The sequence below is a fragment of the Mycobacterium sp. E3305 genome, from assembly GCF_001666785.1.
GTDB lineage: Bacteria > Actinomycetota > Actinomycetes > Mycobacteriales > Mycobacteriaceae > Mycobacterium.
The window spans coordinates 15,447-36,680 of record NZ_LZJA01000073.1; the positions used below are offsets into that span (position 1 = coordinate 15,447).

Below are 21,234 nucleotides of genomic sequence, written 5' to 3' on the forward strand. Positions count from 1 at the left end.
TACGCATCGAAGAGGAAAGGTTTGGGGGATGTTGCTCCGAGCAACTCTTGTCGCAGCGGCCATCGCGGCCGCCGCCGGTGGTATGGCAGCACCGGCCAACTCGTCGCCCGGTTGTTATATCGCCAGTTCCGGCGACTGCGTGCCCTATCCGCAGCAGGGCCCGTCGCAGCCACCCGGCGCCACCGCGCAATGCGCGGACGGCAGCTGGTCGTTCAGCCAGCATCCGCATTCGGGCGGCACGTGCCACGGACACGGGGGAGTACAGCAGTACTTATAGCGGTCCGGCGCCGGGATGGTCGACGTACGAGGGGTGACCATCCCGGCGGTTCGGGCCGGTATCGCCGAACACGTTGCAGTGCAGAGGAATTAGCTAGGCGACCGAGATCGCCGAGCCGGCCGGGCATAGGTGTCGATGGCACCGCGGACCCGACGCTACGCGCGGCCGCGTGAGCGTCTCGAGCACCGTAGGCCGATCAGAGGTCTCCGCGTTTCGCACGTTACTGAGCGCGTCCGGATGGGCCTCGCCGCGGGCTAGAGCCACTATCGCGACAATCACCGCTATCGCCGCCGCCGCCAGGACGATCATGCCCACGCCATCGGCGTTGAGGGTCTCGCCGAGCACCACGATGCCCAGAACCGATGCCACCGCTGGTTTGGCCACGGTCACCGACGGCATCGAGGCGGTCAGCGCACCAGCGCGAAACGAAGACTGCTGAAAGATCATCCCTGCCAACGCCGCCAGTATCCAGACATAGAATTCCGGCGCGCACAGCAGCGCCCCGAAACCGTGTCCGGCCGCCGCGACGACGGCTTTGGTCAGCACCGCGAACAGGGCCAGCGACGAACCGGCCACCACCGCCAGCAGTACAGCCGCGCGGGGACCGGGCCAAATGCGCGCACCCAGGACACAGAGCACCAGTAGCGGACCCAACACCAGGGCCACCACAGTCCAGGTTGTCAGCGACCCCTGCGTCTGCCCGGCCTTCGGGTCGCCAACCGTGACGGCCACCGCCAAAGCGACGGCGAGCACCATCGCCCACATCCACTGACGGCGGGTCACCCGCTGACGGGTCAGCCGCGCATTGACCGGCAGGGCAAATAGCAGCGCCGTCACCTGTAGCGCCGTCACCAACATCACCGACCCGACAGCTAGCGCGGCGGCTTGCAGGCTGTAGTTGGCAACGGCTCCACCGCCGCCGAGCCACCACCGGGCGTCGCGCAACGACATGCGGAACAACTCCCAGTGGCCGACTGGCCCGTCGGTGACCTCGTGCGCGGACCGTTGACGGCTCACCGCGCCGATCGCGGATGCCAGCGCGGCGCACAGGGCGAGCACGACGGCGATCTCCGACTTCAACATGGGACCTCCTCAAGGTTCCGAGATCGCTTCGGGCTAGACCCCGAAGTAGACGCCGTACCTGCTCGTCGCGAGCGCTTTCAACAGCCACAGGACCAATCCGGTGCCCGCCAGGGTGCCCCCAGTCACCGCCACGATGAAGGCGGCCCGGAAGCTTTTGGAGAGCGCCGACCGGAGAGGCTTCTGCTGGTCGACGGCAGGCGACGGGTGGATGTCACTGCCGGCCATGGCACTCTCCTCGTTGACTTGCGTTCGAGTCATGAAGGAAATGGTCACCGACGAAGCACCGCTTGCGGAATGACCGGGAAGCCAGATTTGGGTTGCCCCTAGGGATAGGGTTTCCTATCCATTTGGCAAGCATTCGCGTGATCGAGTGCAACCAGTGTCGGTTGTCGCGCGAGCCCTGAAGTCGTCAGAGGACCACGCCCGAAAATCTGATGTTCGGCGCCGCAGTCACTCGTCTCGAGTACTCGAACGCGGGTTGCCCAACCTGCCACGGCGACAACGTGGTTGGGCGCGCCGAAGCGTTTCTCAGTCTGGCTACCCAGCCCGGAACATTCCGCTTGGTCAGTTGAGGGGGAGCGCTTGTGCGCTCACACCAGGAGAGAAATGAGTGGACGAGTCGGCTAGACCAAGCTTGTCGCGTCGAAGACCCAGCTGGTGTCGGCCGTCGCGAGGTTCTCGAAGTGGTTCGGGGGAGCGAAGGCCACCAAGGAGTTCATGTCCCAATAGTCTTTCCACACGGTGATCTTGCCGTCGGCGACCTTGTGCACGGTCACGAATCTCAGCACGCCTTGCTCACCCGTGGTGAACGTCCACGTCTCGGAGTGCTCGTACAGCACGTCGGAACCGTTGGACACCAGCACGCCGTCGTGATTCTCGTAAGCGGCCAGCGGCTCGAGGCCCATCTTCAGCCGCTTGACGATGTCTTCGGGTCCGCGCGCCGACAACGCGGGCACCGGCATGTCGACGTAAAGGCAGTCATCGGACAGGAACGTCTTGACCGCCTCCCAGTCCCGCCGCGAGAGCGCCTGCCATAGCCCGAATACGACATCCTCGACCGAGATCATAGATACGTCTGTCATAGCGCCAATAAACTCGGTTGCCGGACGAGTGTCAACACCGTTCGTAGAGGATGAATCCGTGAGCGGGCGAGCGAAGCTCCTGATCGCGGTAGCCGTCGGCGCGCTGCTGGCCGGGAGCTGCGCAGCGATCGCGTACGGGTTCTGGGCCGTCAGCCAGGATTGCCGGGAGTGGGTAGCCGGCAACGGCTACCGGCTGGTGCACGACGACTGGTGGGCGAAGAGCCGCGGCTGCCTGGCCAGAACGCCGGCCGGTGACGAGGTCACGCACAGCGAAGGGCTGGCCAGCAAGGCGACCGGGTGGGCCTGGCAATTGGCCATTTTCGGTGCCGGCGCCCTGCCGGCGGCGGTCATCTTGGCGCGCCTGACTTTTCGTTGGCGCGCGGATCCCTAGCCGTCGACGCGAGCCATGGACCGCGCCGGTCCCAGCGCCACCGGCAGCGACGACCAGCCCCGCAGTACCCGCGTGTCGCGCCGGCTGCCCGCGCCCGCCCCGCGCGCCTCGGGGAACCGGTCGAAGAACGTGCGCAGCCCCACTTCTCCTTCGGCGCGCGCCAGCGCGGCGCCCAGGCAGAAGTGCCGGCCCCCGGAGAACGCGAGATGCCTTCCGGCGTTGGATCGTTCGATGTCGAAGCGGTGCGGATCCGCGAAGACGGACGGGTCGCGGTTGGCGGCGGCCAGATAGACGAGCACCAGGTCGCCGCGCCGGAGCCGCTGGCCCGCCAGCTCGACGTCGCCCAATGCCACCCGTGCGGTCAGCTGCACCGGCGACTCCAGCCGCAGGATCTCCTCGACGGCGTTGGGCCACAGCTCGGGGCGGCGCCGCAGGGTGTCGAGGCGGTCGGGCGCGTCCAGCAGCATGCGGATCCCGTTGCCCAGCAGGTTGACCGTGGTCTCGAATCCGGCCGCCAACACCAGCCCGGCGATCGCCTGCAGCTCGTTGGAGTCCAAATATGTCTCGGCAGAGCCGCTTTCGGCTATCTGAATCAGCTGGCTCATCAGATTGTCGCTCGGGGCGCGCCGCAGCCGGCTCAGATGCTCGTCGAGCCAGGAGCTGAAGCCGGCCAGCCCTCGCTGCACACTGCGGTACTGCTGCCACGTCAGCCCGATGTCGAGACTCGGCGCGGCGAGCTCACCGAACTCCAGCACCCGCCGCCGGTCCGGCTCGGGTACGCCGAGGATGTCGCTGATGATCGCGACCGGCAGCTGCGAACAGAACCGCCCCACGATGTCGACGACCTGGGAGGCGCCGGACTCGGCGGCCAGCCGGTTCAACAGCTCGGTGGCGGTCTGCTCCACGCGGTCCCGCAGCGCGGCGACCGCCCGGGGAGTGAACACCGCCGACACCGTCTTGCGATACCGGGTGTGGTCCGGCGGCTCGACGGCGAGCAGCGACGGCGCGCGAAGCGGATGCAGCAGGTCGTCGCGGGTGCGGCCCTCCAACCATCGCAACGGCCCCGGCAGATTCGCGCCGAACATCACCACGCGGAAGTCGTCGGAACGCAGCAGCTCGTGGGCGAGCGCATGATCGGCCGTCAGGTAGCTGACGCGGCCCTTGACCAATGGGCCCGCGGCCCGCAGTTCGTCGTAATAGGCCACCGGATTGGCGGCCACCGTCGGATCGGCGATCAGCCGGGCGTGCAGGTCTCCCCGCCGGACCCCGAGCGTCGCGACGCCCCGGATGAAACCGTGCATCGCCAACCAGTGCAGTCGTTCCTTCACCGCCCCCTCCAACGATCGATGTCTTCCGAGCCTAGGCCCGAATCCCTGACCGGGTCAGCACTCGGCGATGATCTTGAAGTCGGTCGTGATGACCTTGTTCGGGTTGCTGCTGTTGATGCCGTAGGCGCTGCCGGTGATCGTGTACGCGTCGTTGGTGACCTCGGCGTGCGCGTCGCCCACCCCGCCTTCCCAGAAGCTGCCGGTGAACCCGTCGACGTTGCGGATCTTCACCCACTGGGGCATCACCCGGTAACCACTGGTGAGCACCACGGCCTCGACGGCGCCGTCGCGGTCCTTGATGTCGATGGTGCGGTACTGCTGGTTCTGGCTGCACGACGGCGGCCGCGTGCTGTGCGTGGCGCCGTCGATGGTCAGGCGGGCCGCTTTCCGCGGCGTGGTCTGGGCCTGACCGCACCCCGCGAGGCCGAAACCGGCGATCACGAGGACGACAACCGCGAGTAACCGGTTTCGCACCGGTTCACCTCCTTCACTGCCGATCCGGCATCATCCTGGGCAGGGACTTGACGATGCTGCGTCGCACGAACTCCGGACTCAGACCCTTGAAGAAGTCGATCAGCCGAATGCTCTTGGGCACGTACCAATGCAACCGCTTCGGGTGGTGGTAAGCCTGCCACGCGGTTTCCGCGACGCTGCTCGCCGGCATCAATCGGAGCATGCCCTTCTTGGGCGCGGTGGCGCGCAGCTCCTCCGCCGTCATCGGCGCGCGGCGGTCGTTGGAGTGATTAGTCGTCGTGGTCAGGATGGCGGTGTCGATCAGACCGGGCAGCACGTCGGCGACGCGGACGCCGTGTCGCTGCCACTCGACGCTGAGCGCCTCGGTCAGGCCCTTGACCGCGTGCTTGGTCGACGAATAGACCGCGAGGCGCGGCATCCCGTAGGTCGCGGACGAGGACGACGTCGAAAACATCAGGCTGCCCGGCGTCTCCTTCAAATATGGCAACGACGCGTAGGCGCCGGTCAGCACGGCCTTGTAGTTGATGTCGACGACGCGCATGGCGGCCTGGTAGGGCACGTCCTCGAACCAGCCGGATTCGCCGATGCCGGCGTTATTCCACATCATGTCGAGCCCGCCGCCGGTGTTGCCGGCGCAGAAGTCGGCCAGGGCACCCTCCAGGGCCGCCTTGTCCGTGACGTCGACGCGGCGCGTCCACAGCCGGTCGCCGCCCAGTTCGTCGCGCAGCGTGGCCAAGCCGTCCTCGTTGCGGTCCACGGCACCGACCCGCCAGCCCTTGGCGTGGAAGAGCTTTGCGCCCTCGCGGCCCATGCCGCTGCCCGCGCCGGTGATGAAGACCGATTTCACTGCGCGTCAGCCCGTCTCGACCACGTCTTTGATGCGGTTCAGCGTCTTGGTCATGTCGCGGACGTTGCGGCGCTTGCGCAGAAAGCCACCGAACAGCCAGTAGAGGCCGAGCCAGGGGGCGGGGTTGAGCCGGAACGACTCGGTCACGTCCGTGCCGCCGCCGCTGGGCGCCAACCGGTAGTGCCAGTTGTTGACCGCCCGATCACCGAGCAGCACCGCGAAACCGAATTCGCGGCCGGGTTCGCACGCGGTGACTTCGCAGGTCGTCCAATACACCGGTCCGATCTCGTTGCGCCTGACGTGGCCGCGGAATTTGGCGCCGAGGGCCGGGCCACTTGCGTCACCCAGCCACTCGGCTTCGAACACTTCCGGGGAGAACCGTCCGATATTGCGAACGTTCGCGATGAGATCCCAGATCTTGTCCGCGGACGCCGCCATATGAACAGTGGCCGAACCTTCCATGCGCTGATCCAAACACAGCTTCCCGCTCGGTCATAGACCGCGACGGTGGTTGATCGTCAGTGCGGAGCCGCCGCCTGGATCAGCCCGTTGATGATCTCCTTGATGCCCTGCGCGGGGTGCGAGTACCAACCGATCGGCAGGCCCGATTGCGCGCCGCACTTCGGCCACGCTTCCACGCCCTGGTCGGCGAAAACCCGGTTGGCCACGGCGATTTGCTGCTCCCTGGTGGCGGCCGCCGGGTTGCCGACACCGCCGTACGCGGCCCAGGTGGCCGGCTTGAATTGAAGTCCGCCGTACTCACCGTTGCCGGTGTTGGCGTGCCAGTTACCGCCGGACTCGCACTGGGCGACCGCGTCCCAGTTGGGGGTGGGGGCGGAGGTGGCGATACCGGTGGACGAAGCTATCGACGCTGCAACGAACCCGCCGACCGCCAGGGACTTGACGAGAGGCTTGCAGAGAATTTTCATGTGATGGATTTCGGCCGCTGTGGCCAAAGCGTTACCCATTCGAAAATGGTGCGAGATATGCCTTCCAGCTGCGGAAATGGCCTTATTGCGGCACGGGAAGAAAGTGTTAGAAACCGTTGAGGAAAAAATAAATTATTGCTGGCAATATGACCGGGTTGCTAACGCCAGCGCCCGTTGGTAGATGGCGTCGAGCCGGCGCGTGCGGACGACGCCGTCCCTGGCGAGGTCGAGCAACGCGGGGCAGGCGGCCGAATGCAGCAGGTCCCAGTCGGCCACGATCTGGTTCAGCATCGTTTGGTTGAGGTCGTCGATCGCCGACCGGGACGCCGCCAGGTCCGCCGACTGGGTCGGTGCGCCCGCGGGATCGAGCTTCCAGTCCGCGAACCGGCGGTATTCGATCCCCTCGGTGGCGTTGATCTGGTCGCCGAAGACCTTGGTGACGTAGTCGGGGTCGACTTGCCGGGCCGAGGCCTGGGTTGCCAATTTCGCGAGTTCTTGCTGGACGCGGTCAGGGTCTTCGATAGGCCCGTGGGTTTGCCACTTGACCGCGGCCACCGGTTCGGCGATCTGCAACCGCTGCGCGGCGGCGTCGACCAACTCGGTGAGCGCGTCCGCGTCGTCCGCCGCCGCCGGCGATGCGACGAACACGGCCAGCGCGCCGACGAAGACGCCGCAGCGCGCGGTCAGGCTGATGCGGCGGCAGGTCATGACCATGATTCTGCGGCAGCGGGGCACTTCGGAGTTAGCCTGAAGTGCTGATGTCGTCGATCATGGGCAGGCGCGGCCCGCAGCGCGTTGGCGGGAAGCGCGGAAAGTCGTTGCGTTCGAAGCAGATTCGTGCGCTGATTGCGGTTGCGCTGGCGCTTTCGTTGTTGTTGGGCGCTGCGATCCTGATGATCGACCGCCTGCATTCCACGCCCGCCGACGCCCTCGACCATCCCGCCAGCCCGGTGAGTGACGATCAGTCGAGGACTCAGGTTGTCCAATCGGCCCGGAACGTCGTGGCCGCGGCGGCCTTGCGGACGGCGTCGGCCGGCTACTCGCTGATGTCGTGCAAGAACCGCGACGACCCGCCGTACCAAGGCGCGGTCTACCTGACGTTCTCGGTGCCCGCCGCGCCGCGGGCCGACATGTACTTCGCCCGAATCGCCGCAACGCTGACCGACCACGGCTGGACCGAGGGCCTGCCGCCCAACAATCACGCCTTCGCCACGACGTTTACCAAGGACGCCGTCACGGTGATCGTTTACCGCCACGACGACGAGCCCAATGTGGGCGTGCTGCGCGTCTACGGCGAATGCCGGAACATGACCGATCACCGCGCGGACGCGACCGCCTGGACCGATATCACCGGCGAGTTCGCCAGGCCGAGCTGATCGGGCCCGAAACGCACCGCTGCGCCCGACGGCGTCGTCGTCGGGCGCAGCGGTGAGCTCGGTACAGCTGAGGTTATCCGCCGCCGGGGGTGGCACCCAGGCTGCTCTGCAGGTCGCCCTTCATGGCGTTGAGCTGGGCGCCCCAGTACTCCCAGCTGTGGGTTCCATAGGGCGGGAAGTTGAACACGGCGTTGTGGCCGCCGGCCGCGTTGTAGGCGTCTTGGAACTTCTTATTGACGCCGATCATGAAGTTGCTCTCGAGGAACGTGGCCGGCAAATTGGCACCGCCCAGTTCGTTCGGAGTCCCGTTGCCGCAGTACACCCAGAGCCGGGTGTTGTGTTCGACAAGCAGGTTGACGTTGACCAAGGGGTCGTTACGCTGCCACGCGGGGTCGTTGTCAGGCCCCCACATGTCTTCCTTCTTATAGCCGCCGGCGTCGCCCATCGCCAAACCTATCCAGCCCTGCCCCGTGGACGGGCTGAGGTAGCCAGACAGCGACCCGGCATAGACGAACTGGGCCGGGTGGTAATTCGCCAGGTTCATCGCGGAAGCACCCGCCATCGAGATCCCGACCGCGGCGCTGCCGTTCGGCTTGACACCCTTCTCGGACGACAGGTACCCGGGCAGTTCGCTGGTCAGGAACGTTTCCCACTTGTAGGTCGAGCAGCCGGCCTTTCCGCACGCGGGGCGGTACCAGTCGGTGTAGAAGCTGGATTGCCCGCCGACCGGCATGACGATCGAGAGACCCGACTTGTAGTACCACTCGAACGCGGGCGTGTTGATGTCCCAGCCGTTGTAGTCGTCCTGAGCGCGTAACCCGTCGAGGAGGTACACCGCCGGGGAGCCGCTTCCGCCGCTCTGGAACTGGACCTTGATGTTGCGGCCCATCGAGGCGGACGGCACCTGTAGATACTCGACGGGCAGACCCGGGCGCGAAAACGCGCCCGCGGTCGGCGCGCCGCCGGCAAGACCGACCAGGCCCGGCAGGGCCGCTGCCGCTGCCGCACCGACTAATAGCCGGCGCCCCCAGGCCCGGACCTTCTCGCTCAGTTCTGTCATACCTGCCCCTTGTCGTATGTGATGGCGGTCTCAGCAGGAATTTACCGGGTGAATAGGCCGAATGTCGATCGGGACGCGGTGTCGTCTCGATTTGGTATCGCTTTTCTTCCGGCAATTTCGCGGCCCGGATTAGGGCACGGCAGCCCCACCGGCCGGCCGGTTCGCCACCCGGCACCACCGGGGACCGGTCCAAAACGCCTGGCAGCGGTGGCTGGGCCCGGGTTTTACTCAATGGCACAAAGGCCCATTCTCGGTCCCGCCGTGACGGGCGCCCGCTCCGCGACGGCTAACCGCAGCGGAAAAGGCCGATTCGGTGCGCAAGAGCTTTATCACGGCGGAAACATGCGACGGTTTCGCGGCGCCGCGGGCCGCTCGCTCACCGGCGCGTCCCGTCCGCGGGCGGCGGTTGTCGCCCGGGGGCGAAGCCGAACCGGGGCAGCCGGACTTGCGCCGACCGCGTAGGCTCTCACGGAGCAAGCCGATGGAGACCACATTTTCTCGGTCCGTTCCGGCTCTCACGAACCACCTCACCAGGGGAATTACTGGTGCGCGCGGTGCGGTGAGGGTGTCGGAGGTCCGGGACCGATTTGGGGCATAAGTTTTGGACACGGTACTTGGGCTATCAGTGACGCCGACCGCCATTGGGTGGGTCCTCGCTGAGGGACACGGCGCGGACGGCACCATCCTGGACCACCGGGAGATGGCGCTGGTCCCAGGCCGCGGCGTCCGCGCCCTCAGTACCGCAGAGCAAGTAGCCGACGAGGTATTGCGGGTGGAAGCGCAGGCGGCTGCCAGCGATCGTCGGCTGCGCGTCATCGGGGTTACCTGGAACGACGAAGCGTCCGCCCAGGCGGCACTGCTGCTGGAAGCGCTTACCGACGCCGGCCTCGACAACGTCGTGCCGGTCCGTGCGCTCGACGCGGTCGAAACACTGGCCCAGGCCATCGCGCCGGTCATCGGCTACGAGCAGACCGCCGTCTGCCTGCTCGAACGTGAGGGGACGACCGTTGCCATGGTCGACACTCACGACGGGGAGACACGGACGGCCACCAAGCAGGTGGGCGGCGGCTTCGACGGCCTGACCCGCTGGCTGAGCGGCATGTTCGACCGCAATGGCTGGCAGCCGGGCGGGGTCGTCGTCGTCGGCGCGCAGAGCGACGTCGACGGTTTCTCCTGGCAACTCGAAAAGACGCTGCCGGTACCGGTTTTCGTGCAAACGATGGCGCAGGTGACCATCGCACGGGGCGCGGCGCTGACCGCCGCCCGCAGCACCGAGTTCACCGACGAGCAGTTGGTGATGCAGGACAGTGCGCCCGCCGCACCGCCCGCACCGCCGCGCAAGCTTTCATACGCCGGCGCCGTCACCACCCTGGCCGCCGGTGTGGTCACGTTCGTCTCCTCGTTATCGCTCGCCGTGGGTATTCAGTTGGCCCCGGCCAGCAAGCCTGGCCCACGGCACGCGGTGCAGCCGCCCACACCACAAATCGCCGAAGCCGTGGCGCCGCCCCCGGTCGTCGCGCCGCTGACCCCGCAGGCGAAGGTGCCCGCCGGTGAACCGATTACCGAACCCGCCGCCCCAGAGGTGCAGCAGTCCGAACCCGGTACCCGGCAGCCCTACCTGACAAGGGTTCTCGAGCACATACCGGCCGACGCCGGTGAGCCGACGGGCGACTCGGCGCCACAGGCGCCCGCGCTGCCGCAGCCCTGACGTCGAACCGCTCAGGCGTCCTTCGCGTGCGTCGCGGTGAAGGACAACGCAACGTCGTCGGCGACCTGGAGCGAACCCATCAGCAGTGAGTACGGCTTGACGCCGTAGTCCGTCTGCCGGACCGTGGACTCGGTGGACATGCGCCACGCGTCCCCGAGATCCTCTGTCCGCAGCTCGATTACGTGGTTCCGCGTCTTCCCCCGCACGGTGAGTTCGCCGCTGAGCCGGTATCCATCGCCGGTCTTGTCGACCGCCCGTGCGACGAAACGGATCTCGGGAAACCGGCTGGCATCCAACGACTTCAGGGCGTTGGACCGCACCAAGGCCTTCTCGGGCGCGGACAATCCCTTGACACCGCCCTCGCCGCGCAGCACCTCAAGCGAGTCGGTTTCGACCACGAGCTCGACCGCGGCCGGCTCGGAACCGGCCCAGCTCACGGTGGCGTGCCAGCGGGTCATCGCGATCGTGAGCCGGTGCCCCATCCGGGCGGCGCGGCCCTGGACTCCCGTGGCAAGCAGTAGTTCGCCGTCGGACGCGTCCAGTCGCCACTCGTCGGTCATGGGCCGATGTGCGATCACATCGTCAGGACCGTGCGGTAATGCGCGCGTCCCTGCTCCAACGCCGCGTAGCCCTCGGCGGCCTGCGACAGCGGCAGTTCCTCGACCCAGGCCCGCACCCCGGACAGCACGGCGAAATGCATTGTGTCTTCAACATCTTTCGCCGTGCCCGAGGGATGCCCGACGATGCTGATCCCGGGTGTGATGAGCTGGACGGGACTGATCGGCAACGGTTCCGGCGTGACGCCAATGGTGACGAGCTCGCCCTGCGGCGATATCCCGCCGACGGTCGCGGCCATCGCCGGCGAGTTGCCCGCGGTCGCCAGCACGACCGCGGCCCCACCCAAGGCCTTCAGCGCCTCTGCGGGATCGGTGGCAGTGGAGTCAATATAGTGGTGGGCGCCCAACTTCCGGGCGTCCCCCTCCTTGCCGGTGCCGCGAGCGATGGCGATGGTCTCGAAGCCCATCGCCCGGGCGAACTGCACCCCGAGGTGCCCGAGCCCGCCGACACCGAGGATGGCGACCCGGTCGCCCGGCACCGCCTTCGTATGGCGCAGCGCGTTATAGGTGGTCACACCGGCGCATCCCATCGGCGCGGCTTCCGCGTCGGAAAGCCCTTCCGGTATGCGAGCGAGCGCGCTCCCCGGGACGGTCACCGATTCCGCGTACCCGCCTGGATATTGGTAGCTGGGGACCTTCCCGTTCTCGCAATGGATGAAGTGGCCTTTCCGGCATTCATCGCAGTGGTAGCAGCACCCGCCGAACCACCCGACCGCGACCCGATCGCCGACGGCGAAACCGTCCACACCCGCACCGAGTTCGGCTATCGTCCCGGCGATTTCGTGCCCGGGCGTCAACGGCCACGTCATGCCGGGGAAGCCACCGGCGACAAAGTGTGCGTCCGTGCCGCAGATTCCGCACGCGGTCACGGTTATCCGCGCCTCACCGCGTCCCGGTGGCTTGGTTTCGACATCGACCAGTTCCAACGGTGCCCCGGCCGACGCTACGTGAACTGCTCGATGGGTTGCCATGCAGTTGAGGCTACTGGGCGGCAGGGGATTTCGCGCCGTCGGTGTGGTAGTCGACCTGCCAGTGCTTGATCCCGTTGAGCCAGCCGGATCGGAGCCGTTCGGGCTTCCCGATCGATTCCAGGTTCGGGATGCCGTCGGCGATGGCGTTGAACATCAGGTCGATGGTCATGCGCGCCAGGTTCGCGCCGATGCAGTAATGCGCGCCGGTCCCGCCGAAACCCACGTGCGGGTTCGGGTCGCGCAGGATGTTGAAGGTGAACGGGTCGTCGAAGACGTCCTCGTCGAAATTGGCTGAGCGGTAGACCATCACCACCCGCTGGCCCTTCTTGATCTGCACGCCGGACAGTTCGTAGTCCTCGAGCGCGGTGCGCTGGAATGACGTCACCGGGGTGGCCCACCGGACGATCTCGTCGGCCGCGGTGGCGGGGCGCTCCCTCTTGAACAGCTCCCACTGATCGGGGAAGTCGGTGAAGGCCATCATGCCCTGGGTGATGGAGTTGCGGGTTGTTTCGTTGCCGGCCACGGCCAGCAGGATGACGAAGAAGCCGAACTCGTCGTCGGAGAGCTTGTGGCCGTCGATGTCCGCCTGGACCAACTTGGTGACGAGGTCTTCGCCCGGATTCGCCGTCCGGTCGGCGGCCATCTGCATGCCGTACATGATGAGTTCGACGGACGCGGTGATGGCGTCGTTGCTGGCGAACTCCGGATCCTGGTCGCCGACCATCTCGTTGGACCAGTGGAAGAGCTTCTTGCGGTCTTCCTGCGGCACACCCATCAACCCGGCAATCGCCTGCAACGGCAACTCGCACGAGACCTGCTCGACGAAGTCACCGCGCCCCTCCGCCGCCGCTTCCGCGACGATGCGCCGCGCCCGCTCGGCGAGGTCGTCGCGCAGGCGCTCGATGGCCCGGGGGGTGAACGCCCGCGAGATGATCTTGCGCAGCCGAGTGTGTTGCGGCGCATCCATGTTGAGCAGGACGAACTTGCCGCGTTCGACTTGTTCGCCGACCGTTCCGTCCTTGTAGCGCGGCAGCGCGGTGTTTTTCAGGCTGGAGAAGACGTCGCTGCGTAGCGAGACCTCTTTGACGTCCTTGTGCTTGGACACCACCCAGAAGCCGCCGTCGTCGAATCCGCCGGCCCCGATCGGTTGTTCGTTCCACCAGATCGGCGCGGTCCGCCGCAGTTCGGCCAGTTCCTCCACCGGCAACCGCTCGGCGTGGATGTCCGGGTCGGTGAAGTCGAATCCGGGAGGAAGATTGGGGACCGGCTTGGCGGTTGGCTCGACGGTTGGCATTGCCCGCTCCTCGATGACGAAGTGGTCTAGTCGTCTTTGTGCAAATAAACCATTGCCGCACCACGGTTGGGAAGCGTTGACACAAGATCGCCGGGCACAAATTGAAACGTGTTCCTCGTTCTCGGGCCGCCTGGCCGATACGGTCTTGTGGCCCGCGTCTCGATGGATATGCTTTGGTGCAGGTCACCGGCGACGACAGGCGGGGTGGAACATGATTCGGGAACTGCTCAGCGCCGCTTCGATAGCGGGCATCGCGATCGGCATGGCGCCGAGCGCCGCAGCCGGGTACGACGGCGACGTGCCAGGCATGAACTATCAGGCCTCGTTGGGCGCGCCGTGCGACAACTACGAGCGCTTCATCTTCGGTCGGGGCCCCAGCGGCCAGGCCGAGGCGTGCCACTTCCCCCCGCCGAACCAGTTCCCCGCGGCCACCACCGGGTATTGGGTCATCTCCTACCCCCTGTACGGGGTGCAGCAGGCCGGCGCGAAGTGCCCTGGACCGCAGGCGGCGGCGCAGTCGGATCGCGGGCTGCCGATGCTGTGCCTGGGGGCGCAGGGTTGGCAAGAGGGCTGGTTCACCGGGGCGGGATTCTTCCCTCCGGCTGGATGAGCGGCTGAGTCATGAACGACGGCCGGCCCGGCGAGACCCTCGTCCCGCGCTGGCTTCGGTTCGTCCTCGCGTCCGATCGTGCCGGCTCGGCGTGGTACATCGGGACGGGATTCTTTTTCGCGCCGGTCCTCGCAGTGCTGTCGCCGTGGCCCGCGGTCACCGCCGTGCTGTGGGGAATCATCGGGCTGGCCGGGCTGTGGCTCGGCCTGCTGGGGATCGCGATGGCCGTCGGCCTGGCCCGAATCTTGCGGTCCGGGGCCGAAATCCCCGAGGACTACTGGCGCAGCCTGGTGAACTACTAGCCCGGCGCACCCCGGCTAGAGTCATAGCAACTGTCCTGCGACCAAAGGAGACTCGAGATGGCTTTCAACCCGAAGGATGCGGTCGACGCGGCCAAGGACATCGCGACCAACGCGGTCGAAAAGGCCTCCGACATCGTCGAACACGCCAGCGACATCATCCGCGGTGACATCTCCGGCGGCGCCAGCGGGATCGTTCAGAACTCGATCGAGATCGGCACGTACGCGGTCGACAGGACGAGGGAGATGTTCAGCGGCCGCGACGCGCTCGACGACGACGAGGTCTAGTTCCGCCGTCAGACCGACGCGGCCTCGTTGAGTTCGTCAAGCCGGTTGGTCGCTTCCAGGTATTCCTGCACCCAGCGCTCGATGACGGTCGCCGTCTTCTCCACCTTGGTGAACTGACCGACGACCTGACCGACCGGATTGAACGCGACGTCCACGCTCTCGTTCGGGTACCGGTTGGTGGCCCGCACCGCCATGCCGGAGACCATGTACTGCAACGGCATACCGAGCGGCTTCGGGTTGTCCGGCTGCTCCCACGCCTCGGTCCAGTCGTTGCGCAACATGCGGGCCGGCTTACCGGTGAACGACCGGCTGCGAACGGTGTCCCGGCTGCCCGCCTTGACGTACGCCTGCTGCTGAACCGGCGTGTTCGAGGATTCCTCGACCATCAGCCACTGCGAGCCCGTCCATGCGCCTTGGGCCCCCAGCGCCAACGCCGCGGCGATCTGCTGGCCGCTGCCGATACCGCCGGCCGCCAGCACCGGCACGGGGGCGACTTCCTTGACCACCTGCGGCCACAACACGATTGAGCCCACCTCACCGCAGTGGCCGCCGGCCTCGCCGCCCTGGGCGATGATGATGTCGACGCCCGCGTCCGCGTGCTTGCGGGCCTGCGACGGCGAGCCGCACAGCGCGGCGACTTTGAGCCCGGCCTCGTGGATGTGCTTGATCATGTCGGGCGGGGGAGTGCCGAGCGCGTTGGCGATCATCTTCACCTTCGGGTGCTTCAGCGCCACCTCGACCTGGGGCGTGGCGGTCGCCTCGGTCCACCCGAGCAGCTGCAGGCTGTCGCCGTCGCTGTCCTCGATCGGCACGCCGTGGTCGGCGAGGATCTTCTTGCCGAAGTCGAGGTGTTCCTGGGGCACCATCTTGCGCAGCGTCTCGGCGAGCTCTTCGGCCGAGAGGTGCGAGTCCATGCCCTCGTACTTGTTCGGGATGACGATGTCGACGCCGTAGGGGTGGTCGCCGATGTTCTCGTCAATCCAGTTGAGTTCGATCTCCAGCTGCTCGGGGGTGAAGCCGACCGCGCCGAGGACGCCGAACCCCCCGGCCTTGCTGACCGCCACCACGACATCACGGCAGTGGGTGAACGCGAAAATCGGAAACTCAATACCAAGCTCATCGCAGATGGCGGTGTGCATGCCTACTCCTGGGGCGCGGAACCGAAGCTCAACAAATTGAAACGTGTTCTAGTTTAGTACGAACCGCATTGACGTGGCCAGCGGGTCTTGACCTGCGTTTTGTCACTACGACCCGTCGGCCCCGTCAGAGTGCGGCGCTGCGCACGACCCACAGCGCCACGAACGCGAACATGCAGCCGGCACACACCAGGTGATCCCGGCAGACGGAGCGCGCCAGCCGGGTCTGCTCGGGCGGATCGTCCGCGCGCCGCCCCAGCCGCACCGCGTCGGGGACCGTTTGCGTCAGCGCGAGCATGATCGGAAGCCCGGCCAGGACGACCGACAGTGCCAGCAGCCACCACGGCTCCGGCCCCAGCGCGGACTGGTAGGTCAACGCCGCCACCAGGATCACCATGACGGCGGCGATCAGCCGATTCATCGGGCGAGACGTGGTGGTGGCGCGATGGTAGTAAGCCGCGATGGAAGCGAGCACCTCCTCGGGCAGATCGGCTGGCGGAGAACGGAATCGGAGCACCTGCACATCGAAGATCAGATCCATCCACAAGACTGCGAGCAGGAATCCGGCGCAGGCCGTGAGCAACGAGGCCATGGCGCTCCTCCATCTCCGTGCCACTGGGAGCACGCGTCGACGTGCACCCATTGTTTCCCAGCCCCACGTCGAAATGGAATCACTTCTGCCACTTGAGTTTCAGCGGCGATCGGGGCGAGCGGGATCAGACAGCTCAAACTCGTCATTCAGGGACCGCTCGACATCCGTCTGGTCGCCGAACGGATTGTTGTCGGTGGCCCGCCGTACTATTCGAACATGCGTTCGAGTAACCGTGAGGAGATCGCCGCGGACTATGCCGCGCTGAGCGATGTCGTTTCCCGCATTCTCGGCCACTCCTACCTTCCACCACCCCGAAAAGCTGATGTCGGACGGGGACGAGGACGTCGACCCGCCGTAGCGATCGGACTATTGATCCGCTCCGTGGCCAGCGGGTAGCGTAGTGCTGCCAATTACGACACCGCACGTCGCGTAATTGGGTTACGCCCGTCTCCGAGAGGATCGGCTCGATGCGCAGCGCCTATGCCGGCGATCCCTTCACCACGTCCACGGCGGAGATCGAGGCCGCCCTCGCGGACGTCAGCATCCCGACGCTGTTGCTTTCGCTGGTGCACATCACCGGTGACCCGCGGTTCATCCGCGACTTCAAACAGATGGGCGTCTTCCTCAACGAGATTCAGGGGTTCATGTCCGAGGAGGACAAGGCGCGGGCCCGCGCGGCGGCCCTGCCGGCGATCATCGACTATCGGGACCGCGGTTGCCCAGAGCCAAAGCCCCTGAGCCTCGACCTCATTCGGGAGATGATGGACTGGGCGGCCTGCGAGCACGTGCCCGACGATTACCTGCCGCTGATCCTGGAAGAGATGGACCTCGACGGCGTCGATCCCCGCCGCCCCCATGCCCTGCCGGCTGACGGCGCGGCGGACATGCCGGTCCTCGTCGTCGGCTGCGGCGAATCGGGCATCCTGGCCGGAATCCGGCTCAAGCAGGCAAACATTCCGTTCACCATCGTGGAGAAGAACGCCGGACCGGGCGGAACATGGTGGGAGAACAGCTATCCCGGTGCGCGCGTCGACGTCGCGAACCACTTCTATTGCTACAGCTTCGAACCCAATAACGACTGGACGCATTTCTTCGCCGAACAGCACGAGCTGCAGGACTACTTCACGAAGGTCATGGCGAAGCACGACCTGGCCGAGCACGTGCTGTGGAACACCGAGGTGCTGGCCGCCGAGTGGGTCGACGACGACGCCACCTGGAGCATCCGGCTGCGCGGCGCCGAGGGCCAGACGAGCACCGTGCGCGCGCGAGCCCTGATCACCGCGGTCGGCCAGCTGAACCGGCCGAACATCCCCCACTTCGACGGCGCCGACAGCTTCGCGGGGCCGTCATTTCACTCCGCCGCCTGGGACCACTCGGTCGACCTGCGCGGCAAGCGGGTCGCGCTGATCGGCGCCGGCGCCAGCGGCTTCCAGATCGCCCCCAGCATCGCCCCGGAGGTCGAGCACCTCACCGTGTTCCAGCGGACCGCGCAGTGGATGTTCCCCAACCCGATGTACCACGACGAGGTCGGCGAGGGCATGCGCTGGGCCATGCGCCACCTGCCGTTCTATGGACGGTGGTACCGGTTTCTGGTGCTCTGGCCCGGGTCCGACAAGGGCCTGGACGCCGCGGAAAGCGACCCGAACTACGCCGACCAGGACCACGCCGTCAGCGACATCAACGCCGCCGCCCAGATGATGTTCTCCCAGTGGATCACCAGCCAGGTCGGTGAAGGGGACGAACTGCTGGGCAAGGTGATGCCGGACTATCCCGCCTGCGGCAAACGGACCCTGCAGGACAACGGCAGCTGGCTGCAGACGCTGCGACGCGACAACGTCGACCTGGTGCGCACGCCCATCCGGCGGATCACCCCACACGGCATCGTCACCCAAGACGGCGAGACGCACGAGGCCGACATCATCGTGTACGCCACGGGATTCCGGCACACCGACGTGTTGTGGCCGCTGAAGATCACCGGTCGCGACGGGGTCGACCTGCGCGAGATGTGGGGGAGCCGTCCGTACGCCTACCTCGGCATCACCGTCCCGAAGTTCCCCAACTTGTTCATCATCTACGGGCCCGGGACCCACCTCGCCCACGGTGGCAGCCTGATCTTCCAGTCCGAACTGCAGATGCGCTACATCGACCAGTGCCTGGCGCGGCTGGCCGAAGGGGACGTGCACTCGCTGGAGCCGAAGCCCGACGCCGCCGCCGCGTGGCATGAGCGGACGCAGACCCAGATCAAGAAGATGGTGTGGGCGCACCCCGCGGTCAAACACTCCTACTTCAAGAACGCCGACGGGGAGATCCACACCGTCAGTCCGTGGCGCCTCAACGAGTACTGGGCGGCGGTCCGCGAGCCCGATTGGGCCCAATTCGTGGTACGGCAAGGGAAGTGAGCACGCCAGCATGCGCACGGTAGTCGTCGACGGGCCCCGCGCCATCCGGGTGGAAACCCGGCCAGATCCCGCCCTTCCCGGCCCCGACGGAGCGATCGTCCAGGTCACCGCTGCCGGCATCTGTGGTTCCGACCTGCACTTCTACGAGGCCGATTTCCCGATGCCCGAGCCGATTGCGCTGGGACATGAAGCGATCGGCACCGTGGTGGAGGCGGGCCCGCAGGTGCGCACCGTCAAGGTGGGCGACCTCGTCATGGTGTCGTCGGTGACCGGGTGCGGCGCCTGCGCAGGCTGCGCCACCCGCGATCCGGTCTTGTGCCACAACGGGTTCCAGATATTCGGCGGCGGCTTGCTCGGTGGCGCGCAGGCCGATCTGCTGGCCGTGCCCGCCGCCGACTTCCAGCTGCTGAAGATGCCGGAATCGATCAGCACCGAACAGGCGCTGCTGCTCACCGACAACCTCGCCACCGGCTGGGCGGCGGCGCAACGCGCCGACATCCCGTTCGGCGGCACCGTGGCGGTCATCGGCTTGGGCGCTGTCGGACTGTGCTCGCTGCGCAGCGCGCTGTTCCAAGGCGCCGCAACGGTTTTCGCGGTCGATCAGGTGGACGGGCGGCTGGACCGCGCCGCCAAGTGGGGGGCGACACCCCTGAAGGCCCCCGCGGTCGGGGCCATCCTCGACGCCACCGGTGGCCGCGGCGCGGACGCGGTGATCGATGCCGTCGCCACGGACGCCTCCCTGACGGACGCTCTCAATGCGGTGCGAGCGGGCGGTACCGTCTCGGTTGTCGGCGTGCACGACATGAATCCGTTCCCGCTCAACGCCCTGGGCTGCCTGATCCGCAGCATCACCCTGCGGATGACGACCGCGCCCGTGCAGCGCACCTGGCCGGAATTGATCCCGCTGCTGCAGTCCGGGCGGCTGGATGTCGACGGCATCTTCACGACGACGCTGCCGCTGGACGAGGCGGCGAAGGGCTACGCCACGGCGGCGTCTCGGTCGGGCGACGACGTGAAGATCCTGCTGACGCCGTAGCCCGCTACCGGGTGGCCGTTATGTATTGGGACCGCATGAAACTGTCGATCTTGACGTCGACGTCCGGCGGGGTCATTCCGTAGCCGGCCTGCAAGTCGAGCGTGCTGCGGACGGGATCGACCGACCAACCGTGGGCGGCCAGCCGTTCCGCGGGGTCCGTCTGGGGCTCGTAGGTCAGGGCGGAAAAGTCGACGTCGCCGGACATGTTGACGCCGGGATGGGCCGTCTCCAGGGCCTCGAGTTGGTCATGGTCGAGGCGGGAACCCAACGCCCCGATGGCGATTCGGCTGCCGGGCGCGCTGAGTCCGCTGATCCGGGTGAAAAGCGTGTTCTGGGCCTCGTCGGTCAGGTAGGGCAGCACGCCCTCCACCGACCAGGCGCTGGGCCGCTCCACGTCGAAGCCCGCGTCCTCCAGGGCTCTGGACCAGTCGGCGCGCAGGTCGGCCGCGACCTCGACCCGGGGGGCCTTGGGTTTGGCGCCGTGCTGGGCGAGCACGTGGGCCTTGAACTCCAGCACCTTCGGTAGATCGACCTCGAAAATCCTTGTGCCCTGGACCCATTCGAGCCGATACGCGCGGGAGTCCAGACCGGCGGCGACGATCACCGCCTGGCGGATGCCCGCGGCGCCGGCCTCGACGAAGAAGTCGTCGAAGAACCGCGTCTGCACGCCGTAGAGGCGAGGAAAGGCCAGCTCGTCTTCGGAGGTCCCCGGGTTTGCGAGCTTGGCCGCCAAGTAGGGGTCCCGCGACGCTTCGATGAAAACCTTGGCGTAGTCATCCCGGACGAGTGGTCGCGGGCTCAGCGCGTGGAGCGCGCGCCATCCGGCCACCAGCAGGGCGGTGTAACCCACGCTGCTGACGATGTCCCAGTTGTCGTCGTCGGAACGGAGCGACCCAAACTCAGGCGTCGGGCTCATGATCGCCCCTCCCATCAACAATCGGCCCCGGCAAGAGACGTATCCAACGTACCCGTCGGTTCAGAGTTCGAGGAGCACCGTGACGGGACCGTCATTGACCAGTTCGACCTGCATGCTCGCACCGAACACCCCGGTCTGGACCTCGGCGCCCAGCCGCCGCAGCGCGTCGGCGAAGGCCGCGACCAGCGGCTCGGCTGCTCCGCCCGGCGCGGCCGCGTTCCACGACGGCCGTCGGCCCTTGGCGGTGTCGGCGTAGAGGGTGAACTGGCTGACCACCAGTATGGGCGCGCCAACGTCGGCCGCCGATCGTTCGTCGTCGAGAATCCGCAAATACCAGAGCTTTTCAGCGAGCCGGCGCGCCCTGTCGAGATCATCGCCGTGGGTGACGCCCACGAAAGCCAACAAGCCCTGACCGGCCGGCCGAATGGCGCCCACCACTGCACCGTCGACCGCCACCGTCGCCGACGTCACCCGCTGCACCAGGACCCGCATGGGCCTTGATGCTGCCAGGCCGGGCCCGA

General features: G+C 67.0%; 26 protein-coding genes. 9 read left to right on the forward strand and 17 right to left on the reverse strand.

The genetic code is table 11. The features are described from left to right. Positions 1 to 28 precede the first annotated feature (28 nt). Positions 29 to 277, forward strand: coding sequence for a DUF3761 domain-containing protein (locus tag A5701_RS29190; protein ID WP_082950430.1), 249 nt, complete (start codon positions 29 to 31; stop codon positions 275 to 277). A 93-nt stretch (positions 278 to 370) separates the two neighbouring features. On the opposite strand, the gene A5701_RS06680 is transcribed toward A5701_RS29190, so the two are convergent. The 3 genes from A5701_RS06680 to A5701_RS06690 form a co-directional block, all read right to left on the reverse strand. Beyond that, positions 371 to 1,360 (reverse strand): DMT family transporter, encoded by a 990-nt coding sequence (locus A5701_RS06680; protein WP_067750031.1) that lies wholly within the window; start codon positions 1,358 to 1,360, stop codon positions 371 to 373. Between the two features lie 33 nt (positions 1,361 to 1,393). Beyond that, positions 1,394 to 1,618 carry a hypothetical protein gene (locus A5701_RS06685; RefSeq protein ID WP_156669957.1) on the reverse strand — a complete coding sequence of 75 codons (225 nt, stop codon included), beginning with the start codon at positions 1,616 to 1,618 and terminating at the stop codon, positions 1,394 to 1,396. A 365-nt stretch (positions 1,619 to 1,983) separates the two neighbouring features. Beyond that, the gene (locus A5701_RS06690) at positions 1,984 to 2,427 is read right to left on the reverse strand and encodes a nuclear transport factor 2 family protein (protein ID WP_067750034.1); all 444 of its coding nucleotides are present in this window, start codon (positions 2,425 to 2,427) and stop codon (positions 1,984 to 1,986) included. Positions 2,428 to 2,500: 73 nt separating this feature from the next. On the opposite strand from A5701_RS06690, the gene A5701_RS06695 reads away from it, so the two are divergent. Next, a complete protein-coding gene (locus A5701_RS06695; RefSeq protein ID WP_067750035.1) occupies positions 2,501 to 2,833 on the forward strand; it encodes a hypothetical protein in 333 nt (110 codons plus the stop codon). On the opposite strand, the gene A5701_RS06700 is transcribed toward A5701_RS06695, so the two are convergent. The 6 genes from A5701_RS06700 to A5701_RS06725 all read right to left on the reverse strand — a co-directional run bounded on the left by A5701_RS06700 (position 2,830) and on the right by A5701_RS06725 (position 7,125). Then, positions 2,830 to 4,161, reverse strand: a complete 1,332-nt coding sequence (locus tag A5701_RS06700; RefSeq protein ID WP_067750036.1) for a cytochrome P450 — start codon at positions 4,159 to 4,161, stop codon at positions 2,830 to 2,832. The two genes, A5701_RS06695 and A5701_RS06700, sit on opposite strands and share 4 nt — an antisense overlap. A 54-nt stretch (positions 4,162 to 4,215) precedes the next feature. Next, on the reverse strand, positions 4,216 to 4,635 hold the full coding sequence (locus A5701_RS06705) for a lipoprotein LpqH (protein WP_067750038.1): 420 nt from the start codon (positions 4,633 to 4,635) through the stop codon (positions 4,216 to 4,218). 13 nt (positions 4,636 to 4,648) lie between these two features. Further along, complete coding sequence (locus tag A5701_RS06710) at positions 4,649 to 5,482, reverse strand: SDR family oxidoreductase (RefSeq protein ID WP_067750040.1); 834 nt, start codon at positions 5,480 to 5,482, stop codon at positions 4,649 to 4,651. A 6-nt stretch (positions 5,483 to 5,488) separates the two neighbouring features. After that, positions 5,489 to 5,962, reverse strand: coding sequence for an SRPBCC family protein (locus tag A5701_RS06715; protein WP_197498853.1), 474 nt, complete (start codon positions 5,960 to 5,962; stop codon positions 5,489 to 5,491). A gap of 38 nt (positions 5,963 to 6,000) precedes the next feature. Beyond that, positions 6,001 to 6,450 (reverse strand): resuscitation-promoting factor RpfC, encoded by a 450-nt coding sequence (gene rpfC / locus A5701_RS06720; RefSeq protein WP_197504929.1) that lies wholly within the window; start codon positions 6,448 to 6,450, stop codon positions 6,001 to 6,003. A 93-nt stretch (positions 6,451 to 6,543) separates the two neighbouring features. After that, positions 6,544 to 7,125, reverse strand: coding sequence for a chorismate mutase (locus tag A5701_RS06725; protein WP_067750044.1), 582 nt, complete (start codon positions 7,123 to 7,125; stop codon positions 6,544 to 6,546). A 44-nt stretch (positions 7,126 to 7,169) separates the two neighbouring features. On the opposite strand from A5701_RS06725, the gene A5701_RS06730 reads away from it, so the two are divergent. Next, positions 7,170 to 7,787, forward strand: a complete 618-nt coding sequence (locus A5701_RS06730) for a hypothetical protein (protein ID WP_197498852.1) — start codon at positions 7,170 to 7,172, stop codon at positions 7,785 to 7,787. 73 nt (positions 7,788 to 7,860) lie between these two features. Here A5701_RS06730 and A5701_RS06735 read toward each other — a convergent pair whose 3' ends face one another. Further along, positions 7,861 to 8,847, reverse strand: coding sequence for an esterase family protein (locus A5701_RS06735; protein ID WP_067750046.1), 987 nt, complete (start codon positions 8,845 to 8,847; stop codon positions 7,861 to 7,863). 601 nt (positions 8,848 to 9,448) lie between these two features. Between A5701_RS06735 and A5701_RS06740 the strand changes: the two genes are divergently transcribed. After that, a complete protein-coding gene (locus A5701_RS06740) occupies positions 9,449 to 10,555 on the forward strand; it encodes a hypothetical protein (RefSeq protein ID WP_067750048.1) in 1,107 nt (368 codons plus the stop codon). An 11-nt stretch (positions 10,556 to 10,566) separates the two neighbouring features. Here A5701_RS06740 and A5701_RS06745 read toward each other — a convergent pair whose 3' ends face one another. Genes A5701_RS06745 through A5701_RS06755 form a run of 3 tightly spaced genes read right to left on the reverse strand, consistent with a single transcriptional unit; the run spans position 10,567 to position 13,437 of the window. Beyond that, positions 10,567 to 11,115, reverse strand: coding sequence for a YceI family protein (locus A5701_RS06745; RefSeq protein WP_067750050.1), 549 nt, complete (start codon positions 11,113 to 11,115; stop codon positions 10,567 to 10,569). A gap of 14 nt (positions 11,116 to 11,129) precedes the next feature. Next, positions 11,130 to 12,143 (reverse strand): alcohol dehydrogenase catalytic domain-containing protein, encoded by a 1,014-nt coding sequence (locus tag A5701_RS06750; protein ID WP_067750052.1) that lies wholly within the window; start codon positions 12,141 to 12,143, stop codon positions 11,130 to 11,132. 10 nt (positions 12,144 to 12,153) lie between these two features. Then, a complete protein-coding gene (locus tag A5701_RS06755) occupies positions 12,154 to 13,437 on the reverse strand; it encodes a cytochrome P450 (RefSeq protein WP_067750054.1) in 1,284 nt (427 codons plus the stop codon). Between the two features lie 211 nt (positions 13,438 to 13,648). On the opposite strand from A5701_RS06755, the gene A5701_RS06760 reads away from it, so the two are divergent. Genes A5701_RS06760 through A5701_RS06770 form a run of 3 tightly spaced genes read left to right on the forward strand, consistent with a single transcriptional unit; the run spans position 13,649 to position 14,634 of the window. Next, positions 13,649 to 14,047, forward strand: a complete 399-nt coding sequence (locus A5701_RS06760) for a hypothetical protein (protein WP_067750056.1) — start codon at positions 13,649 to 13,651, stop codon at positions 14,045 to 14,047. An 11-nt stretch (positions 14,048 to 14,058) separates the two neighbouring features. Next, on the forward strand, positions 14,059 to 14,349 hold the full coding sequence (locus A5701_RS06765) for a hypothetical protein (RefSeq protein WP_067750058.1): 291 nt from the start codon (positions 14,059 to 14,061) through the stop codon (positions 14,347 to 14,349). Positions 14,350 to 14,406: 57 nt separating this feature from the next. After that, positions 14,407 to 14,634, forward strand: coding sequence for a hypothetical protein (locus tag A5701_RS06770; RefSeq protein ID WP_067750059.1), 228 nt, complete (start codon positions 14,407 to 14,409; stop codon positions 14,632 to 14,634). Positions 14,635 to 14,642: 8 nt separating this feature from the next. On the opposite strand, the gene A5701_RS06775 is transcribed toward A5701_RS06770, so the two are convergent. Together A5701_RS06775 and A5701_RS06780 are read right to left on the reverse strand one after the other, a co-directional pair. Then, a complete protein-coding gene (locus A5701_RS06775) occupies positions 14,643 to 15,773 on the reverse strand; it encodes a nitronate monooxygenase (protein WP_067750060.1) in 1,131 nt (376 codons plus the stop codon). 124 nt (positions 15,774 to 15,897) lie between these two features. Next, a complete protein-coding gene (locus A5701_RS06780) occupies positions 15,898 to 16,362 on the reverse strand; it encodes a hypothetical protein (RefSeq protein WP_067750065.1) in 465 nt (154 codons plus the stop codon). A gap of 467 nt (positions 16,363 to 16,829) precedes the next feature. On the opposite strand from A5701_RS06780, the gene A5701_RS06785 reads away from it, so the two are divergent. Continuing rightward, a complete protein-coding gene (locus A5701_RS06785; RefSeq protein WP_067750067.1) occupies positions 16,830 to 18,761 on the forward strand; it encodes an NAD(P)/FAD-dependent oxidoreductase in 1,932 nt (643 codons plus the stop codon). A 10-nt stretch (positions 18,762 to 18,771) separates the two neighbouring features. Continuing rightward, a complete protein-coding gene (locus tag A5701_RS06790) occupies positions 18,772 to 19,797 on the forward strand; it encodes an alcohol dehydrogenase catalytic domain-containing protein (protein ID WP_067750069.1) in 1,026 nt (341 codons plus the stop codon). Positions 19,798 to 19,801: 4 nt separating this feature from the next. Here the strand turns inward: A5701_RS06790 and A5701_RS06795 are convergent, their stop codons facing one another. Beyond that, a complete protein-coding gene (locus tag A5701_RS06795; RefSeq protein WP_067750075.1) occupies positions 19,802 to 20,713 on the reverse strand; it encodes a class I SAM-dependent methyltransferase in 912 nt (303 codons plus the stop codon). A 60-nt stretch (positions 20,714 to 20,773) separates the two neighbouring features. Continuing rightward, positions 20,774 to 21,205 (reverse strand): D-aminoacyl-tRNA deacylase, encoded by a 432-nt coding sequence (dtd, locus tag A5701_RS06800; RefSeq protein ID WP_067750077.1) that lies wholly within the window; start codon positions 21,203 to 21,205, stop codon positions 20,774 to 20,776. Positions 21,206 to 21,234: the final 29 nt, after the last annotated feature.

Coding starts and splice junctions, on each gene's coding strand:
- A5701_RS29190 (WP_082950430.1), top strand. CDS start 29: ATGTTGCTCCGAGCAACTCTTGTCGCAGCGGCCATCGCGGCCGCCGCC.
- A5701_RS06680 (WP_067750031.1), bottom strand. CDS start 1,360: ATGTTGAAGTCGGAGATCGCCGTCGTGCTCGCCCTGTGCGCCGCGCTG.
- A5701_RS06685 (WP_156669957.1), bottom strand. CDS start 1,618: ATGACTCGAACGCAAGTCAACGAGGAGAGTGCCATGGCCGGCAGTGAC.
- A5701_RS06690 (WP_067750034.1), bottom strand. CDS start 2,427: ATGATCTCGGTCGAGGATGTCGTATTCGGGCTATGGCAGGCGCTCTCG.
- rpfC (WP_197504929.1), bottom strand. CDS start 6,450: ATGGGTAACGCTTTGGCCACAGCGGCCGAAATCCATCACATGAAAATT.
- A5701_RS06725 (WP_067750044.1), bottom strand. CDS start 7,125: ATGGTCATGACCTGCCGCCGCATCAGCCTGACCGCGCGCTGCGGCGTC.
- A5701_RS06730 (WP_197498852.1), top strand. CDS start 7,170: ATGTCGTCGATCATGGGCAGGCGCGGCCCGCAGCGCGTTGGCGGGAAG.
- A5701_RS06735 (WP_067750046.1), bottom strand. CDS start 8,847: ATGACAGAACTGAGCGAGAAGGTCCGGGCCTGGGGGCGCCGGCTATTA.
- A5701_RS06745 (WP_067750050.1), bottom strand. CDS start 11,115: ATGACCGACGAGTGGCGACTGGACGCGTCCGACGGCGAACTACTGCTT.
- A5701_RS06750 (WP_067750052.1), bottom strand. CDS start 12,143: ATGGCAACCCATCGAGCAGTTCACGTAGCGTCGGCCGGGGCACCGTTG.
- A5701_RS06755 (WP_067750054.1), bottom strand. CDS start 13,437: ATGCCAACCGTCGAGCCAACCGCCAAGCCGGTCCCCAATCTTCCTCCC.
- A5701_RS06760 (WP_067750056.1), top strand. CDS start 13,649: ATGATTCGGGAACTGCTCAGCGCCGCTTCGATAGCGGGCATCGCGATC.
- A5701_RS06765 (WP_067750058.1), top strand. CDS start 14,059: ATGAACGACGGCCGGCCCGGCGAGACCCTCGTCCCGCGCTGGCTTCGG.
- A5701_RS06770 (WP_067750059.1), top strand. CDS start 14,407: ATGGCTTTCAACCCGAAGGATGCGGTCGACGCGGCCAAGGACATCGCG.
- A5701_RS06775 (WP_067750060.1), bottom strand. CDS start 15,773: ATGCACACCGCCATCTGCGATGAGCTTGGTATTGAGTTTCCGATTTTC.
- A5701_RS06780 (WP_067750065.1), bottom strand. CDS start 16,362: ATGGCCTCGTTGCTCACGGCCTGCGCCGGATTCCTGCTCGCAGTCTTG.
- A5701_RS06785 (WP_067750067.1), top strand. CDS start 16,830: ATGCGCAGCGCCTATGCCGGCGATCCCTTCACCACGTCCACGGCGGAG.
- A5701_RS06790 (WP_067750069.1), top strand. CDS start 18,772: ATGCGCACGGTAGTCGTCGACGGGCCCCGCGCCATCCGGGTGGAAACC.
- A5701_RS06795 (WP_067750075.1), bottom strand. CDS start 20,713: ATGAGCCCGACGCCTGAGTTTGGGTCGCTCCGTTCCGACGACGACAAC.
- dtd (WP_067750077.1), bottom strand. CDS start 21,205: ATGCGGGTCCTGGTGCAGCGGGTGACGTCGGCGACGGTGGCGGTCGAC.